General features: G+C 65.2%; 16 protein-coding genes. All 16 read right to left on the reverse strand.

Going from position 1 to position 17184, the window contains the following annotated elements; genetic code table 11:
* Positions 1-11: 11 nt before the first annotated feature.
* Entirely contained in the window at positions 12-1340 is a 1329-nt protein-coding gene (gene proS / locus ACFOOQ_RS13855; protein WP_379727673.1) for a proline--tRNA ligase, read from the reverse strand.
* A 117-nt stretch (positions 1341-1457) separates the two neighbouring features.
* The gene (locus tag ACFOOQ_RS13860) at positions 1458-1991 is read right to left on the reverse strand and encodes a hypothetical protein (RefSeq protein ID WP_379727675.1); all 534 of its coding nucleotides are present in this window, start codon (positions 1989-1991) and stop codon (positions 1458-1460) included.
* A 314-nt stretch (positions 1992-2305) separates the two neighbouring features.
* Positions 2306-2566: a DUF1467 family protein gene (locus ACFOOQ_RS13865; RefSeq protein WP_379727677.1), complete on the reverse strand. Its 261-nt coding sequence runs from the start codon at positions 2564-2566 to the stop codon at positions 2306-2308.
* A 65-nt stretch (positions 2567-2631) separates the two neighbouring features.
* Positions 2632-3036, reverse strand: coding sequence for a methylmalonyl-CoA epimerase (gene mce / locus ACFOOQ_RS13870; protein ID WP_379727679.1), 405 nt, complete (start codon positions 3034-3036; stop codon positions 2632-2634).
* A 93-nt stretch (positions 3037-3129) separates the two neighbouring features.
* The gene (locus ACFOOQ_RS13875; protein WP_379727681.1) at positions 3130-4791 is read right to left on the reverse strand and encodes a ribonuclease J; all 1662 of its coding nucleotides are present in this window, start codon (positions 4789-4791) and stop codon (positions 3130-3132) included.
* A gap of 6 nt (positions 4792-4797) precedes the next feature.
* Positions 4798-5565, reverse strand: coding sequence for a type III pantothenate kinase (locus ACFOOQ_RS13880; protein ID WP_379727683.1), 768 nt, complete (start codon positions 5563-5565; stop codon positions 4798-4800).
* Between the two features lie 14 nt (positions 5566-5579).
* Positions 5580-6335, reverse strand: a complete 756-nt coding sequence (locus tag ACFOOQ_RS13885; protein WP_379727686.1) for a biotin--[acetyl-CoA-carboxylase] ligase — start codon at positions 6333-6335, stop codon at positions 5580-5582.
* A 10-nt stretch (positions 6336-6345) separates the two neighbouring features.
* Complete coding sequence (nuoN, locus tag ACFOOQ_RS13890) at positions 6346-7806, reverse strand: NADH-quinone oxidoreductase subunit NuoN (RefSeq protein WP_379727688.1); 1461 nt, start codon at positions 7804-7806, stop codon at positions 6346-6348.
* Positions 7807-7827: 21 nt separating this feature from the next.
* Positions 7828-9342 (reverse strand): NADH-quinone oxidoreductase subunit M, encoded by a 1515-nt coding sequence (locus ACFOOQ_RS13895; protein ID WP_379727690.1) that lies wholly within the window; start codon positions 9340-9342, stop codon positions 7828-7830.
* Between the two features lie 18 nt (positions 9343-9360).
* Positions 9361-11292, reverse strand: a complete 1932-nt coding sequence (gene nuoL / locus ACFOOQ_RS13900) for an NADH-quinone oxidoreductase subunit L (RefSeq protein WP_379728653.1) — start codon at positions 11290-11292, stop codon at positions 9361-9363.
* A 15-nt stretch (positions 11293-11307) separates the two neighbouring features.
* A complete protein-coding gene (nuoK, locus tag ACFOOQ_RS13905; RefSeq protein WP_379727692.1) occupies positions 11308-11616 on the reverse strand; it encodes an NADH-quinone oxidoreductase subunit NuoK in 309 nt (102 codons plus the stop codon).
* A gap of 18 nt (positions 11617-11634) precedes the next feature.
* Positions 11635-12243 carry an NADH-quinone oxidoreductase subunit J gene (locus tag ACFOOQ_RS13910; RefSeq protein WP_379727694.1) on the reverse strand — a complete coding sequence of 203 codons (609 nt, stop codon included), beginning with the start codon at positions 12241-12243 and terminating at the stop codon, positions 11635-11637.
* Between the two features lie 23 nt (positions 12244-12266).
* Positions 12267-12755, reverse strand: coding sequence for an NADH-quinone oxidoreductase subunit NuoI (nuoI, locus tag ACFOOQ_RS13915; RefSeq protein WP_379727696.1), 489 nt, complete (start codon positions 12753-12755; stop codon positions 12267-12269).
* Between the two features lie 3 nt (positions 12756-12758).
* On the reverse strand, positions 12759-13769 hold the full coding sequence (gene nuoH, locus ACFOOQ_RS13920; protein ID WP_379728655.1) for an NADH-quinone oxidoreductase subunit NuoH: 1011 nt from the start codon (positions 13767-13769) through the stop codon (positions 12759-12761).
* Between the two features lie 13 nt (positions 13770-13782).
* The gene (gene nuoG / locus ACFOOQ_RS13925) at positions 13783-15849 is read right to left on the reverse strand and encodes an NADH-quinone oxidoreductase subunit NuoG (protein WP_379727698.1); all 2067 of its coding nucleotides are present in this window, start codon (positions 15847-15849) and stop codon (positions 13783-13785) included.
* A 30-nt stretch (positions 15850-15879) separates the two neighbouring features.
* Positions 15880-17178 (reverse strand): NADH-quinone oxidoreductase subunit NuoF, encoded by a 1299-nt coding sequence (gene nuoF / locus ACFOOQ_RS13930; protein WP_379727700.1) that lies wholly within the window; start codon positions 17176-17178, stop codon positions 15880-15882.
* Positions 17179-17184 lie beyond the last annotated feature (6 nt).

Raw genomic sequence — 17184 nt, forward strand, 5'->3', positions numbered from 1 at the left:
TATCCTTGGGTTTACGCGACGCGGGCGGCGGCCAGCTTGGCGAGCATGGCCTCGACGGTCAGCTCTTCCTTCTCGCCGGTGGCGCGGTTCTTCACTTCCAGCACTCCCGCCTTCAGGCCGCGCGGGCCGACCGTCACCTGATACGGCAGGCCGATCAGGTCCATGGTGGCGAACTTGGCGCCGGCCCGTTCGTCGCGGTCGTCATACAGTACGTCGAGGCCGGCCGCTTTCAGCTTGCCATACAAATCCTCGCAGGCGGCATCGCAATCGGCATCGCCGGCCTTCAGGTTGATCAGGCCAACATGGAAGGGGGCGACGCTGAACGGCCAGATGATGCCGTTGTCGTCATGGCTTGCCTCGATGATGCCGCCGACCAGGCGCGACACGCCGATGCCGTAGGAGCCGCCTTCGAGGGCGATCTGCTCGCCGTTCGGCCCGGGCACCACGGCGCCCATCGGCTTGGAATACTTGGCGCCGAAATAGAAGATATGGCCGACCTCGATGCCGCGCGCCGCCACCTGGCGCTCCGGTGGCAGGGCCTCGAAACGGGCGGCATCGTGTTTCTCTTCGGTGGCGGCATAGGGCGCGGTCCAGCTATCGACGATGGGCTGCAGGTCGCCGCTGTAGTCGACCTGCTCGCTGAGCACGTCGCGTTCGATCAGCGCCCTGTCGCAGAACACGCCGCTTTCGCCGGTCTCGGCCAGCACGATGAATTCGTGGCTGAGATCGCCGCCGATCGGGCCGGTATCGGCCTGCATCGGGATCGCCTGCAGGCCGAGCCGCGCGAAGGTGCGCAGGTAGGCGACGAACATCCGGTTGTACGAGCGCCGGGCACCGGCCTGGTCGAGATCGAAGGAATAGGCATCCTTCATCAGGAATTCGCGGCCGCGCATGACGCCGAAGCGCGGACGCACCTCGTCGCGGAATTTCCACTGGATGTGGTAGAGGATCTTCGGCAGGTCACGGTAGCTCTTGAGGTCGCCGCGCAGGATGTCGGTCAGCATCTCCTCGTTGGTCGGACCATACAGCAGGGGCCGCTCGTGGCGGTCGGTGATGCGCAGCATCTCCTTGCCGTAATCGTCATAGCGACCGCTCTTCTGCCACAGCTCGGCCGGCTGGATGGTCGGCATCAGCATTTCCTGGGCGCCGGCGGCATCCTGCTCCTCGCGGACGATCTGCTCGATCTTCTTCAGCACGCGATGGCCGAGCGGCAGCCAGCTGTAGATGCCGGCAGCGGACTGCCGGACCATGCCGGCGCGCAGCATCAGCCGGTGGCTGACGATCTGGGCTTCACTGGGGTTTTCCTTGAGAACGGGCAGGAAGTAGCTGCTGAGCCGCATAATGGTGATTGTCCTGTCGGGCCGCGAGTGTGACTGGGGTAATGGGGCGTTTTTAAGGCCGGGTGGCCCGCCCCGCAATGGCCGCGGGTGATGCCGGCGCGGCCCCTCGCCGTCCGGTCAGTGCGCCTGGGGACGGACCATGGCGTCCCGGCATGCCCGGGTCACGGCGTCTTCGGCAGTCGGCTGCAGCGGCTGACCATTGAAGCTGAGCTGGCCCGTCATCGGATCGATGCCGACCGTGGCGATCCGCAGCTTGGATTCATCGGCGATGCTGCTGGGCACCTTGATGCCGGTGAGCTGGCTGAGCGGCAGGCGGATCGGCAGTTCGATCATGCCGTCCAGCGGCAGCGGATTGCTGCCCGGCAGGTCGGCCGGGGCGATCGGCCGGCCCTGGCTGTCGACGTCGCGGCCGGGCTGGTAATTCACCCCCGGGTCGGGCTGGTGCAGGATATCCGCGCTGTCGATCCGGGCCAGCAGGCGGCGGCAGTCGGCCACCGACATGGCAATAACGGGCGCCGGTTCGCCCGCACCGGTCGATTCGGCTCCGATTCCCGCCGTGGCGCCCTTTTCCGCCGCCAGGGCCGGACCGAGGCCGCCCAGCAGCAGAACCGCCAGCAACGGCAAAATTGTGAAACGGGCCAGAATGATCATTTTTCTACCGTAGCGGGTCGCAATTAAGATTCTGTTAGATAGTCGTAACTTTTCGAGTGACACAGGTTTCATCATTCGGTATAGAAAATACGCAACCGCTTGGTAACAGGCGGCCCAAGTCTGGGGAGGCTTAAACTTACCCGTGCGAGACGGGGTGCGGAGCGAGGCATGTCCTTGCTCCTTTCTTTTTTCTGGCCCCCGCATTGCGGCCCCGCTGCCTATCGCACCATAGGCAATCCCGATCACCAGAGCCGATCTTCAGGCCGTTCGCGACCCGAGCCGGCACTATGTCAGGTTGCAGCCGTGCGGCAGGCCTAGCTGCGGCCGAACAGGTCGCTGAGGCCCAGCAGGTCGTAATAGCCGACCACGAAATAGATCCCGAACAGCACCGCGGCGATCCCGAGCGAGACCAGGGCCTTGAAGCCGAGTCGCGGATTGACCGGAGCGGAGGTCGCCTGGCCGGGCAGCATCTCCTCGCCGGCCTCGTCGGGCGTCCGTACCCCGAACGGCAGCACACAGAAGAAAACCGCCATGTAGATGACGATGAAGGCGACCCCGTCGTTGAAGGGCGTCATGCTGCGCCTCCCCTTACTGACTGATACTGGCTGACTGATACTGGCTGACTGATACTGGACTGAACTCAGACCTGTTCGATCTCGACCAGGGTTCCGCTGAAATCCTTCGGGTGCAGGAACAGCACCGGCTTGCCGTGGGCGCCGATCTTCGGCTCGCCGTCGCCCAGCACCCGGGCACCGGTGGCCTTCAGCTTGTCGCGGGCGGCGATGATGTCCTCGACCTCGTAGCAGACATGATGCATGCCGCCGGCCGGATTGTTGGCGAGGAACTTGGCGATGGTCGAGCCCTCGCCGAGCGGATGCAGCAGCTCGATCTTGGTGTTCGGCAGCTCGACGAAGACGACCGTCACGCCATGCTCGGGCTGGGCCAGCGGCGGCGAAACCTTGGCGCCCAGCGTGTTGGCATAGGTGGCGGCTGCGGCGGCGAGGTCCGGCACGGCGATGGCGACATGGTTGAGGCGGCCGATCATGGCGGTCGTTCCCTGCTGGTCAAAAGTCTTCTGCAATGCAATATGAGGCCGCCGGCCGCCCGCGACAAGCCATGACGCTGCGGCAGACCGCCGCTAGTCGAGCCGGACGATATGCACCTGGGTAATCGGCTTGCGGCCGGTTTCGCCGCGCAGGCCGGCCCGCACCGCCCGGATCGCCGCCTGCTCCAGCGCCGCGTCGTCGCGCTGGGCCCCGGGGCGCAGTTTCTCGATGGCCGTGGCGACGGCCTCGGCCAGCTCCTCCGCCACCTCGTCGGGTTCGATATTGACCACGCCGGCCAGCAGCACCTGCGGCGGCGCCTGCAGGCGGCCCTGGCCGTCGACCACCAGACTGACCGAGGCGGCGCCGTTGAAGGCGAGCTTGCGGCGCACCTGCAGGGCCCCGCCCTGCACCGGCACCAGATCCTCGCCGTCGATGGCGAGCCGGCCGGCCGGCACCTGCTCGATCACTTCCGGAGCGCCGGGACCGATCCGGATCAGGTCGCCGTTGCGCGGCACGATGCCGTGGGGGACCTGCAGGCTCCGGGCGAAGCGGGCGTGCTCGACCAGATGGCGCGGCTCGCCATGCACCGGAATGGCGATCTGCGGCCGGGCCAGGGCATACATCTCGGCCAGTTCGTCGCGCGACGGATGGCCCGAAACATGGATGAAGGCATCCTTCTCGGTGATCACCTCGATGCCGCGGCTGACCAGTTCGTTGTGCAGCGCATAGAGCGTGCGATCGTTGCCGGGGATGATCTTCGAGGAAAACGCCACGGTGTCGCCGGGCGACAGCACCACATGGGGGTGGCTGTTGAAGGCGATGCGGGCCATGGCACCGCGCGGTTCGCCCTGACAGCCGGTGCAGACATACATGATCTTCTCGCGCGGCAGGAAGCCGGCCTCACGCTCGTCGACCAGGTTGGGAATATGCTTCAGGTAGCCGTTCTCGCGTGCCGCACCGAGAAACCGGTGCAGCGAGCGACCAATCAGGCAGATATGCCGCCCCAGATGGTCCGCCACCGAGAACAGGCTTTCCAGCCGCGCCAGGTTGGACGAAAACGTGGTCACGGCGATGCGCCCGGGCTTGTCGGCCAGCACTTTCATCAGGCTGTCGCGCACGTCGCCTTCCGAGCCGGAATGGCCGCGGTTGAACACGTTGGTGCTGTCGCAGACCAACGCCAGCACACCGCGATCGCCATAGCCACGCAGGGCCTCGATCTCGGTCAGCGGCCCCAGCACCGGGCGCGGATCGAGCTTCCAGTCGCCGGTATGCAGGACCATGCCACGCGGTGTCTCGATGGCCAGTGCCTGGCTCTCCGGCGTCGAATGGGTGATGTTCATCGAGCGGATCTTGAACGGCCCCAGCTCGATCAGTTCGCCCGGCTGGTAGATATGGACCGGAACCTCGTCTTCCATGCCCTTCTCCGCCAGCTTGCGGCGCAGCACGCTGGCGGCAAAGCCGGTCGCCCAGATCGGGCATTGCAGTTCGTCCCACAGGTGGCTGATGGCGCCGAGATGGTCCTCATGGGCATGGGTCAGCACGATGCCGAGCAGCTTCTTGCGGCGGCCGGCGATCCAGGTGACGTCCGGCACCACCATATCGACGCCGGGCATGCCTTCGTCGGCAAAACTGGTGCCCAGATCGACCATCAGCCACTGGTCGCCATAGCCATAGAGATTGAGATTCATCCCGATCTCGTTGACCCCGCCGAGCGGCAGGAAATACAGGCTGTTCTTGTCGAGACGTTCGGACATCGGCCCTTACTTCGCAGTGCTGCGGCGGTAGATCTCGATCAGGCCCCGCACGGTGATATCCGGCACGATCTTTTCGATCACGTTGGTCGACCCGTCGAAGACCGGGGCAAGGCCGCCGGTCGAGATCACTTTCATCGGCTTGCCGAATTCCTCGCGGATGCGGGCGACGATACCCTCGATCAGGCCGACATAGCCCCAGAAAACGCCGGAATGCATGCAGGCCACCGTCGTGGTGCCGATTACCATTTTCGGCTTCTCGACCACAATGCGCGGCAGCAGGGCGGTGGCGCTGACCAGTGCCTCGATCGACAGGTTGATGCCCGGCGCAATCACGCCGCCACAATAGGCCCCGGCCGCGTCGACCACGTCGAAGGTGGTGGCAGTGCCGAAATCGACGATCACCATCGGTGTCTTCGGGAACAGCACGGCGGCACCCACGGTGTTGCAGATACGGTCGGCACCGGCCCCCTGCCCCTTGATCTCGATGCCGTATGTCACGCCCGGCTCACCCAGCACCAGCGGCTCGACATTGAAGTAGCGGGTGCAGAGCCGGCGCAGGTTGAAGGTCGCCTGCGGCACCACGCTGGCGATGATCGCCGCGGTGATCGCCTTCGGGTCGATCTTTTCCAGCGCGAGAAGCTGCATCAGCCAGACGGCATGTTCGTCGCCGGTGCGCATGGCAGAGGTGTGCTGGCGCCATTCGCCGACGATGCGGTCGCCGTCGATGACACCGAATTTCACGTTCGTGTTGTTCGCATTGATGGCGAGCAGCATCGCGTCTGTCTCCTTCAGGCGGCCGGGAACACATCGCCGGCCGTAATCGCCTGCCGGCTGCCATCCGGCAATTCCAGCAGCAGGGCCCCGGTCTCGTCCAGCGCCACAAAGCGGCCCTGCAGATCACCGTCCGGCAGCCGGACCACCACGGCCTGCCCGATGCCCTGGGCCCGGCCGAGCCAGGCCTCGCGCACCGGCGCAAAGCCCTCGCCCTGCCAGCGACCATACCAGTATCCGAGCCGCGCCAGCAGCCAGCCGGCAAAATCCTCCGGCGCCGCCGTCACCCCATGGGCGGCCAGCGCCGTGGCGGCATAGGGGGTATCGGGCGGGAAATGCGCCAGGTTGACGCCGATGCCGACGATCACCCAGTCCAGCCCGCCGCCGGCCGATCCCGGAGCAACCTGTGCCGTGCGCGATTCCAGCAGGATACCGGCCAGCTTGGCGCCGTCCAGCAGGACGTCGTTGGGCCATTTGCAGGTGATCTTCGACCGCAGGGCCGGGTCGGCCAGCTCGACCGCCTCGGCCAGTGCCACGGCGGTGAGAAACGACAGCCGGGCGGCCTCCGCCGGGGTCGCCTTCGGCCGCAGCAGCACGGAGAGAAACAGGTTGCCTTCGGGCGAGACCCAGGCCCGGCCGCGGCGGCCACGGCCGGCGGTCTGCCGCCGGGCCAGCACGGCCAGCCCCTCGGCGGCGCCGGCCTCGGCCTCGCGCCGGACTTCCTCGTTGGTGCTGTCGAGGACGTCGAACGCCCGGAGGGTCCAGGCCGTCATCTATCCCGGATTACGGAAACAGCGCCTTGGCGGCGGTGCTCGCGGCGGCCAGCAGCGGCCCCGGAAAGACGAAGAACAGGATGGTGAACAGGCCGGTCACGGTCATTACCGCGCCAAGCTCGCCGCGCACCGGTTTGGCCAGCGGCTCGCCCGGCTCGTCGAAATACATGATCTTGACGATGCGCAGGTAGTAGTAGGCACCGACCACCGAACTGACCACGCCGATCACCGCCAGCGTATAGAGATGGGCGTTGATCGCGGCCATGAAGATATAGAACTTGCCGAAAAAGCCAGCCAGCGGCGGCACGCCGGCCAGCGAGAACATGAAGGCGGCCAGCAGCAGCGCCATGCCCGGATGGCTCTTTGACAGGCCGGCGAGATCCTGCACGCCCTCGACCATCTGGTCCTTCTGGCGCATGCAGAGAATGCAGGCAAAGGTGCCGACATTCATGGCGAGATAGATCGCCAGATAGATCAGGATGCCGCGCACGCCCTCTTCGGTGCCGGCGGCCAGGCCGACCAGCGCGTAGCCGACATGGCCGATCGAGGAATAGGCCATCAGACGCTTGATGTTGCTCTGGGCGATGGCCGCGAAGGCACCGAGGATCATGCTGAGGGCACTGATCACGATGATGATCTGCTGCCATTCGCCGGCGATCTCGCCGAACGGGCTGACCATCGCGCGCACGAACAGCGCAATCGCCGCCACCTTGGGCGCCACGGCGAAGAAGGCGGTCACCGGGGTCGGCGCACCTTCATAGACGTCCGGCGTCCACATGTGGAACGGCACGGCAGAGGCCTTGAAGGCCAGGCCGGCGCTGAGAAAGACGATGCCGACGATCAGGCCGATGGAGACCGGCTCGCCGCCGCTCAGAATCGCCTTGAGCGACTGGGCGATCAGCGGGAAGCTGGTGGCGCCGGCAAAGCCGTAGATCATCGAGCTGCCGTAGAGCAGCATGCCCGACGACAGTGCGCCGAGCACGAAATACTTCAGACCGGCCTCGGTGGCGCGGTTGGAATCACGCTTGAAGGCCGCCATCACATAGAGCGCTAGCGACTGCAGCTCGATACCGAGATACAGCGAGATCAGGTCATTGGCCGAAACCATCATCAGCATGCCGATGGTGGCCAGCAGGATCAGCACCGGATACTCGAAGCGCTCCATGCGCTCGTAGCGGATGAAACCGAGCGACAGGATGATGGCAAAGGCCGAACCGAGCAGGATCAGGATCTTGGCGAAGCGGGCAAACCCGTCGACCACGAACAGGCCGCCGAAGGTGGTGGTCTGCGCCGTCGGCAGGCAGGCCGTCAGCACTGCGGTGACGGCAAGGACCAACACGGCAAGCCAGGCAACCGTGCGGGTGGCTCCGTCGCCGCGGAAGACGCCGAACATCAGCAGCGCCATGGCGGCGACAGCCAGCCAGATTTCCGGATAGGCCGGCGCGAGGGAGGGAAGCGACGATGCGGTCACGGGATTACTCCTGTCTTCCCCTTAACGGGCGGCCATGGCAACCGCCTTGGCGGCCGCCAGTGCGGTCTGGTGCTGGTCGAGCAGGTTCTTGACCGAGGCGGCCAGAACGTCGAGGAACGGCGCCGGGTAGATACCCATCCACAGCACCAGAACAACCAGCGGGGCAAAGGTGGCGATCTCGCGCGGGCTCATGTCGAGCATGGCCTTGACGTCGTCCTTGGTCAGCTCGCCGAAGACGACGCGGCGATACAGCCACAGGGCATAGGCCGCCGAGAGGATCACGCCGGTGGTGGCGATGAAGGCGACCCAGGTGTTGGCCTGGAAGGCGCCGACCAGGGTGAGCAGCTCGCCGACGAAGCCGCCAGTGCCCGGCAGGCCTACATTGGCCATGGTGAACAGCATGAACACCAGGGCGTATTTCGGCATGTTGTTGGCCAGGCCGCCGTAGCGGGCGATCTCGCGGGTATGCAGGCGGTCGTAGACCACGCCGACGCAAAGGAACAGCGCGCCCGAAACCACGCCGTGGCTCAGCATCTGGAAGATTGCGCCTTCGACGCCCTGGGTGTTCAGCGCGAAGATGCCCATGGTCACGAAGCCCATATGGGCAACCGACGAATAGGCGATCAGCTTCTTCATGTCTTCCTGCCGCAGCGCCACCAGCGAGGTATAGACGATGGCGACGGCGCTGAGCGTGAAGATGAAGGGCGCGAAATACTGCGAGGCCAGCGGGAACATCGGCAGCGAGAAACGCAGGAAGCCATAACCGCCCATCTTCAGCAGCACACCGGCCAGGATCACCGAACCTGCCGTCGGCGCCTCGACGTGGGCATCCGGCAGCCAGGTATGCACCGGCCACATCGGCATCTTCACCGCAAACGACGCGAAGAAGGCCAGCCACAGCCAGGTCTGCGCCCCGGCGGTGAACAGACCGGGCTTCATCAGGCTCGGGATGTCAGTCGTGCCGGCGACGAAGTACATGTACAGGATCGCCAGCAGCATCAGCACCGAGCCGAGCAGCGTGTAGAGGAAGAACTTGAAGCTGGCGTAGATGCGACGCTTGCCGCCCCAGATGCCGATGATCAGGAACATCGGGATCAGGCCGGCTTCGAAGAACAGGTAGAACAGCACCAGATCGAGCGCGCAGAACACGCCGATCATCAGGGTTTCCATGACCAGGAAGGCGATCATGTATTCCTTGACGCGGGTGCCGATGGCTTCCCACGAGGCGAGGATGCACAGCGGCATCAGGAAGGTGGTCAGCAGCACGAACAGCATCGAGATGCCGTCGACGCCCATGTGGTAGTTGATGCCGGCGCCGATCCAGTCGGTCTTCTCGACGAACTGGAACTGCGCGGTGTTGTTGTCAAAATTCAGCCACAGCAGTAGCGACACCAGGAAGGTGATGCTGGTGGTCCACAGCGCCACGGAGCGGGCGTTGCGGGCAACGATCTCCTCGGGTCCGCGCGCCAGGAAAATGAAGGCGGCGCCGACCAGCGGCAGGAAGGTGACGATCGAAAGCAAGGGCATGCTCGACATTGGCTCCGGGTCCCCTGCTCAGTGTCCGAACGCGGTGAAGAAATACGTCACCAGCGCCGCCACGCCGATCAGCATGGCGAAGGCGTAATGGTAGACATAGCCCGACTGCAGCACCGAGGCGCGACGCGCCAGTCGCACCACGGTGGCGGCGAAGCCGTCGGGCCCGAGGCCATCGATGATCCTGCCGTCACCCTCCTTCCACAGCACGCGGCCGAGCCACATCGCCGGACGGACGAAGATGAAGTCGTAGATCTCGTCGAAATACCACTTGTTGAGCAGGAACTGGTACAGCACCACCTGCTGCTTGGCGGCGCGGCGCGGCAGGTCCGGGTCGCGGATATAGGCGTACCAGGCGACCGCGATGCCGACCAGGCCGACGACCAGCGGCGCGATCATCACCAGGAACGGCACATGATGCATGTTCTCGAGCGCCTTGTGGTCATCGAGAACCAGGATCGCCTCGCCCCAGAATTCCTTCCAGTGGTGACCGATGAAGCCGTCATGGAACAGGTAGCCGGCGAACATGGCGCCAAGCGCCAGCACGGCCAGCGGCGCCAGCATCACCATCGGGCTTTCATGCACATGTTCCATCACGTGATGGTCGGCGCGCGGCTTGCCGTGGAAGGTGAGGAACAGCAGGCGCCAGGAATAGAAGGCGGTCAGCACGGCGGCGCCGATACCCATGGCGAAAGCGTAATAGCCGACCGGGGTGCCGGCGGCCCAGGCCGCCTCGAGGATGCCGTCCTTCGAATAGTACCCGGCGAAGAACGGCAGGCCGGCCAGCGCCAGGCTGCCGATCCACATCATCACATAGGTGACCTTGATATGCTTCCACAGGCCGCCCATGCGACGCATGTCCTGTTCGCCGTCGACGGCATGGATCACCGAGCCGGCGCCGAGGAACAGCAGCGCCTTGAAGAAGGCATGGGTGAACAGGTGGAAAATCGCCGCCGGATAGGCGGAGACGCCGAGCGCGAAAAACATGTAGCCGAGCTGCGAGCAGGTCGAATAGGCAATCACCCGCTTGATGTCGTTCTGCGCCAGGCCGATGGTGGCGGCGAAGAAGGCCGTCGAGGCGCCGATCACGGTAACGAACTGCATGGTGCCGGGCGCGTATTCGAACAGCGGCGAGCAGCGTGCGACCATGAAGACACCGGCGGTGACCATGGTGGCGGCATGGATCAGCGCCGAGACCGGGGTCGGGCCTTCCATGGCGTCCGGCAGCCAGGTGTGCAGGCCGAGCTGCGCCGACTTGCCCATGGCGCCGAGGAACAGCAGGAAGGTGGCGACGTTCAGGATGTCCCAGTCCGTCCACAGGAAATGGAAGGTCTTGCCGGCCAGCCCCGGCGCGGCATGGAACACGGTCTCGAAATTGACCGAGCCGACCGCGGCGAAGATTGCCATGATGCCGAGCGCAAAGCCGAAATCGCCGACGCGGTTGACCACGAAAGCCTTGATGGCGGCGGCGCTGGCCGAGGGCTTCTTGAACCAGAATCCGATCAGCAGGTAGGACGCCAGACCGACACCTTCCCAGCCCATGTAGAGCTGTACGAAATTGTCCGCCGTGATCAGCATCAGCATGGCGAAGGTGAACAGCGACAGATAGGCGAAGAAGCGCGGCCGGTGCGGATCGTGGCTCATGTAGCCGACCGAATAGACATGCACCACGGCCGAGACGGTGTTCACCACCACCAGCATCACCGCGGTGAGCTGGTCGATCTTCAGCGCCCAGTCGACCTGGAAGCCGCCGGAATAGATCCAGTCGAGCACCTTCACGGTGACGACCTGCTCGTGGCCGATCACCAGGTAGAAGGCGACCCAGGACAGCACGGCGCCGATGATCACCGCGCCGCAGGTCACCGCCATGGCAGCCGCATCGCCGATACGCCGGCCGAACAGGCCGGCGACGATGGCGGCCAGCAGCGGCAGGAAAACGATCAGATGGTACATCGTCATCGCGCCGCCTCAGCCCTTCATCATATTGATGTCTTCAACCGCGATGGAGCCGCGGTTGCGGAAATAAACCACCAGGATCGCCAGGCCGATCGCCGCCTCGCCGGCCGCCACGGTCAGCACGAACAGCGCGAAGACCTGACCGACCAGGTCGTGCAGGTAGGTCGAGAAGGCGACCAGGTTCAGGTTAACCGCCAGCAGCATCAGCTCGATCGACATCAGGATGACGATGACGTTCTTCCGGTTCAAGAAGATGCCGAAAATGCCCAGCGTGAACAGGATCGCCGCGACGGTCAGGTAATGTCCGAGTCCGATATCCATGGTCCGGTTCCCGTTCTCTCAGATGCCCTGGCGCGGTTCGACCTTGCGGATCGCCACCGCGTCGTCACGCTGGCGATTCACCTGCTCGGCAATGCTCTGCCGGCGCACGCCCGGCCGCGACCGCAGGGTCAGTACGATGGCGCCGATCATGGCGACCAGCAGGATCAGGCCGGCGCCCTGGAAGAGGTAGATGTACTTCGTGTAGATCACCGCGCCGAGCGCATGGGTGTTGGTCATGTCGGCCGGGATCGGCGTCGCCGCCGCCTGCTGCGCCGCCGGGGTGATCACCCAGCCGCCCAGCACGAGGATCAGTTCGATCAGCAGGATCATGCCGATCAGGCCGCCGACCGGCAGATACTGCAGGAAGCCCTGGCGCAACTCGACGAAGTTGATGTCGAGCATCATGACGACGAACAGGAACAGCACGGCCACCGCGCCGACATAGACGATCACCAGGATCATCGCCAGAAACTCGGCGCCCATCAGCACGAACAGTCCGGCCGCATTGAAGAAGGCCAGGATCAGGAACAGCACGCTGTGCACCGGGTTGCGCGACGCGATCACCATGAAGGCCGAAGCCACGGTGATCGCCGCAAACAGGTAGAAGGCCAAGGCCTGGATAATCATTGTTTACCCCCTCGCCTGCGCGCTCAACGGTACGGCGCGTCAGCGGCGATGTTGCGCGAAATCTCGTATTCCCAGCGCTCGCCGTTCGCCAGCAGCTTGTCCTTGTCGTAGAACAGCTCCTCGCGCGTCTCGGTGGCGAATTCGAAATTCGGCCCCTCGACGATGGCGTCCACCGGGCAGGCTTCCTGGCAGAAGCCGCAGTAGATGCATTTGGTCATGTCGATGTCGTAGCGCGTGGTGCGGCGCGAGCCGTCATCGCGCGGCTCGGCCTCGATGGTGATCGCCTGCGCCGGGCAGATCGCCTCGCACAGCTTGCAGGCGATGCAGCGCTCTTCGCCGTTGGCGTAACGACGCAGCGCATGCTCGCCGCGGAAACGCGGGCCGAGCGGCCCCTTCTCGTACGGGTAGTTGACCGTCGCGCGCTTCTTGAACATGTAGCTGAAGGTCAGGCCGAGCCCCTTGAGCACTTCCCAGAGGAAGATCGAGCGCGCGCCGCGATCGAGCAGAGCCATGGCTTACACCCCTTTCGGCAACCAGCCGAAGGCGAGAAGAACGCCCGCGGTGGCAACCACCCAGAACAGCGAGAACGGCAGGAACACCTTCCAGCCCAGACGCATCAGCTGGTCGTAGCGATAGCGCGGCACGGTGGCACGCACCCAGATGAAGACGAACAGCAGAATGAAGATTTTCAGGCAGAACCAGACGATGCCCGGAATCCAGTTGAACGGCGCGATGTCGAAGGGCGGCAGCCAGCCGCCGAGGAACAGGATCGTGGTCATGCCCGACATCAGGATCATGTTCGCGTATTCGCCGAGGAAGAACAGGGCGAAGGGCATCGACGAATATTCGACCTGGTAGCCGGCGACCAGCTCGGCCTCGGCTTCCGGCAGATCGAACGGGTGCCGGTTGGTCTCGGCCAGCGCCGAGATGAAGAAGATGATGAACATCGGGAAGAGCGGCAGGGCGAACCACACCGTCTTCTGCGCATTGACGATGGCGCTGAGGTTCAGCGAGCCGACGCAGAGCAGCACCGAGATGATGACGAAGCCCATCGAAACTTCATAGGACACCATCTGTGCCGAGGAGCGCAGCGCACCGAGGAAGGCGTAGCGCGAGTTCGACGACCAGCCGGCGATGATGATGCCGTAGACGCCAAGCGACGAGATGGCAAAGAGATACAGGATGCCGACATTGATGTTGGCGATCACCCAGCCGTCCGAGACCGGGATCACCGCCCAGGCGATCAGCGCCAGGATGAAGGTGATGCAGGGCGCGGCAAGGAACAGGAACTTGTTCGACCCCGAGGGGATGATCGGCTCCTTGAAGATCAGCTTCGCCGCATCGGCAAACGGCTGCAGCAAGCCGAACGGGCCGACCACGTTGGGGCCCATGCGTAGCGACATCGCCGCCAGCACCTTGCGCTCCATCAGCGTCAGGTAGGCGACCGCGATCAGCAGCGGCACCACCAGCAGCAGGATGTGGACGAGAATCACGACGCCCGGAAAGACGTAACCCGCCCAGAGCATGTTCCAGAAACCGTCAGTCATGGGTCCCCGTCTTCGGCATGGCCGCGCCCTTCGCAATGGCGGAGCACTCGGCCATGGTGGCCGAGGCGCGGGCAATCGGATTGGTCAGGTAGAAATCGGCAACCGTCGAGACGAACGGCGCGTCGCTCACCGCCCCGGCGGCACCGAAGGCACCCCAGGCGGCCGGCGTCACCGCGTCGACGGCCGAGAAATGCGGCGCGACCTGCAGCATGCGCCGGCGCAGCATGCCCAGATTGTCATAGGGCAGCTTGTGGCCGACGGCATCCGACAGCGCGCGGATGATCGCCCAGTCGTCGCGGGCATCGCCCGGCGGCGCGGCGGCGCGGCGGCCGAGCTGGACGCGGCCCTCGGTATTCACCCAGGTGGCGTCCTTCTCGGCATAGGCGGCACCCGGCAGGATGACGTCGGCGCGTTTGGCGCCGGCATCGCCATGGCTGCCCTGGTAGATCACAAAGGCCGAGCCGAGCTTCGTAGTGTCGATCTCGTCGGCGCCGAGCAGATAGACGGCCCTGATCTCGCCCGACTGCGCGCCGGCGAGGATGCCGGCCACATCTTTACCGCCCTGCCCCGGCACGAAGCCGAGGTCGAGCGCACCGACGCGGGCGGCGGCGGTATGCAGCATGCTGAAGCCGTTCCAGCCGTCCTTGACCAGACCGCAAGCATCGGCGACTTGGCGGGCCAGCGCCAGCACGGCGGCGCCGTCGGCCCGCGCGATGGCGCCCTGGCCGAGGATCAGCCCCGGCCGCTGGGCGCCCTTGAGCACCTCGGCGAAGGCGTTGCGGCCCTCGGCGATGTCCTTCAGCGTGGCGGCGCCGGCGCCGAGATAATCGTACTTGTAGGTGAGCTGCGGCTGCTCGCCGCCGATCAGGCCGATCTTCACCTTGCCGGTCAGGAAGCGCTTGCGGATGCGCGCATTGATCAGCGCGGCCTCGCGACGCGGATTGCTGCCGACGATCAGGATGGCATCAGCCTCGTCGATCCCGGCGATGCCGGCATTGAAGAGATAGCCGGCACGGGTCGCCGGATCGATCATGGCGCCGTCCTGGCGGCAGTCGAGGTTGGGCGAACCCAGCTTCTCCATCAGGTCCTTCAGCGCCAGCACGCTTTCGCCGCAGGCCATGTCGCCGGCAATCGCCGCGATCTGGCTGCCGGCCACGCCTTTCAGTGCGCCGGCGATGGCAGCAAACGCCTCGCTCCAGCTCGCGGCTTCCAGCTTGCCGTTCCTGCGCACATAGGGGCGGTCGAGGCGGCGGTCCTTCAGGCCGTCATAGGCGAAGCGGCTCTTGTCGGAGAGCCATTCCTCGTTGACGTCCTCGTTGACGCGCGGCAGAACGCGCATCACTTCACGGCCGCGCACGTCGATGCGGATATTGGCGCCGACCGCGTCCATCGCGTCGATGGTCTCGGTCTTGCGCAGCTCCCACGAGCGGGCGGTAAAGGCATAGGGCTTGGAGGTCAGCGCACCGACCGGGCAGAGATCGATCACGTTACCCGACAGCTCCGAGGTCATCGCCTGCTGCAGGTAGGTGGTGATCTGCATGTCCTCGCCGCGGCCGATGGCGCCGAGTTCCGGCACGCCGGCGACTTCCTGGGCAAAGCGGATGCAGCGCGTGCAATGGATGCAGCGCGTCATCACCGTCTCGACCAGCGGACCCATGTACTTGTCCTTGACCGCGCGCTTGTTCTCGTCGTAGCGCGACGAGCCCTTGCCGTAGCCCATGGCCTGGTCCTGCAGGTCGCATTCGCCGCCCTGGTCGCAGATCGGGCAGTCGAGCGGATGATTGATCAGCAGGAACTCCATCACGCCTTCGCGGGCCTTCTTGACCATCGGCGTGTCGGTCTTGATCACCATGTTGTCGGCGGCCGGCATCGCGCAGGAAGCGATCGGCTTCGGCGCCTTCTCCTGTTCGACCAGGCACATGCGGCAATTGCCGGCGATGGTCAGACGCTCGTGATAGCAAAAGCGCGGGATTTCCTTGCCGGCCGCTTCGCAGGCCTGCAGCACGGTGGTGCCCGGCTCAACCGTCACCTGGATCCCGTCGATGGTCAACGTCGGCATGCGTTACCCTTCCCGCCTACGCTCTCGCCGTCACTCGGCCGCTGCCGGCAGAACCGGCCGGCCGGTGTGATACGCGTCGATGCGGCGCTCGATCTCGCCGCGGAAATGCCGGATCAGGCCCTGGATCGGCCAGGCCGCGGCATCGCCGAGCGCGCAGATCGTGTGGCCTTCCACCTGCGTGGTGACTTCGAGCAGCATGTCGATCTCGCGCTTCTCGGCACGGCCATCGACCAGGCGCTCCATCACCCGCCACATCCAGCCAGTGCCCTCGCGGCACGGCGTGCACTGGCCGCAGGATTCATGCTTGTAGAATTTAGACAGGCGGGCGATCGAGCGGACCACATCGGTTGACTTGTCCATCACGATCACCGCCGCGGTGCCGAGGCCGGACTTCTGCGCCTTCAGGCTGTCGAAGTCCATCAGCACATCGTCGCAGATGTCCTTGGGCAGCAGCGGCACCGAGGAGCCGCCGGGGATCACCGCCAGCAGGTTGTCCCAGCCGCCACGCACGCCGCCGGCATGCTTCTCGATCAGTTCCTTGAGCGGAATGCCCATTTCCTCTTCCACATTGCACGGCTTGTTCACATGGCCGGAAATGCAGAAGACCTTGGTGCCGGTGTTGTTCGGGCGGCCGATGCCGGCGAACCACTCGGCCGAGCGGCGCAGGATGGTCGGCGCCACCGCGATGGATTCCACGTTGTTCACCGTGGTCGGGCAACCCCAGACGCCCATGTTGGCCGGAAATGGCGGCTTCAGGCGCGGCTGGCCCTTCTTGCCTTCCAGGCTCTCGATCAGCGCGGTTTCCTCGCCGCAGATATAGGCGCCGGCGCCGCGATGCACGAAGACGTCGAAGTCATAGCCCGAGCCACAGGCATTCTTGCCGATCAGACCGGCCGCATAGGCCTCGTCGATGGCGCCCTGCAGATTCTCGGCCTCGCGGTAGAACTCGCCGCGGATATAGATGTAGGCGGCCACCGCGCGCATGGCGAAGCCGGCGATCAGGCAGCCTTCGACCAGCTTGTGCGGATCGTGCCGCATCATGTCGCGATCCTTGCAGGTACCGGGCTCGCCCTCGTCGGCATTGACCACGAGATAGCTCGGCCGGCCGTCCGACTGCTTGGGCATGAACGACCACTTCAGGCCGGTCGGGAAGCCGGCGCCGCCGCGACCGCGCAGGCCGGACTTCTTCATCTCGTCGATGATCCAGTCCTGGCCCTTCAGCAGCAGGTCCTTGGTGCCGTCCCAGTCGCCGCGCTTGCGGGCGGCCTCAAGCCGCCACGACTGCTGGCCGTAGAGATTGGTGAAGATGCGGTCCTTGTCCTGCAGCATCGCTGG

The organism is Ferrovibrio xuzhouensis (genome assembly GCF_042648965.1).
Lineage (GTDB): Bacteria > Pseudomonadota > Alphaproteobacteria > Ferrovibrionales > Ferrovibrionaceae > Ferrovibrio > Ferrovibrio xuzhouensis.

Bases quoted from the DNA above. Each gene is read 5' to 3' on its own strand.
- proS (WP_379727673.1), bottom strand. From the start codon at position 1,340: ATGCGGCTCAGCAGCTACTTCCTGCCCGTTCTCAAGGAAAACCCCAGT.
- ACFOOQ_RS13860 (WP_379727675.1), bottom strand. From the start codon at position 1,991: ATGATCATTCTGGCCCGTTTCACAATTTTGCCGTTGCTGGCGGTTCTG.
- ACFOOQ_RS13865 (WP_379727677.1), bottom strand. From the start codon at position 2,566: ATGACGCCCTTCAACGACGGGGTCGCCTTCATCGTCATCTACATGGCG.
- mce (WP_379727679.1), bottom strand. From the start codon at position 3,036: ATGATCGGCCGCCTCAACCATGTCGCCATCGCCGTGCCGGACCTCGCC.
- ACFOOQ_RS13875 (WP_379727681.1), bottom strand. From the start codon at position 4,791: ATGTCCGAACGTCTCGACAAGAACAGCCTGTATTTCCTGCCGCTCGGC.
- ACFOOQ_RS13880 (WP_379727683.1), bottom strand. From the start codon at position 5,565: ATGCTGCTCGCCATCAATGCGAACAACACGAACGTGAAATTCGGTGTC.
- ACFOOQ_RS13885 (WP_379727686.1), bottom strand. From the start codon at position 6,335: ATGACGGCCTGGACCCTCCGGGCGTTCGACGTCCTCGACAGCACCAAC.
- ACFOOQ_RS13895 (WP_379727690.1), bottom strand. From the start codon at position 9,342: ATGTCGAGCATGCCCTTGCTTTCGATCGTCACCTTCCTGCCGCTGGTC.
- nuoL (WP_379728653.1), bottom strand. From the start codon at position 11,292: ATGTACCATCTGATCGTTTTCCTGCCGCTGCTGGCCGCCATCGTCGCC.
- nuoK (WP_379727692.1), bottom strand. From the start codon at position 11,616: ATGGATATCGGACTCGGACATTACCTGACCGTCGCGGCGATCCTGTTC.
- ACFOOQ_RS13910 (WP_379727694.1), bottom strand. From the start codon at position 12,243: ATGATTATCCAGGCCTTGGCCTTCTACCTGTTTGCGGCGATCACCGTG.
- nuoI (WP_379727696.1), bottom strand. From the start codon at position 12,755: ATGGCTCTGCTCGATCGCGGCGCGCGCTCGATCTTCCTCTGGGAAGTG.
- nuoH (WP_379728655.1), bottom strand. From the start codon at position 13,769: ATGCTCTGGGCGGGTTACGTCTTTCCGGGCGTCGTGATTCTCGTCCAC.
- nuoG (WP_379727698.1), bottom strand. From the start codon at position 15,849: ATGCCGACGTTGACCATCGACGGGATCCAGGTGACGGTTGAGCCGGGC.
- nuoF (WP_379727700.1), bottom strand. From the start codon at position 17,178: ATGCTGCAGGACAAGGACCGCATCTTCACCAATCTCTACGGCCAGCAG.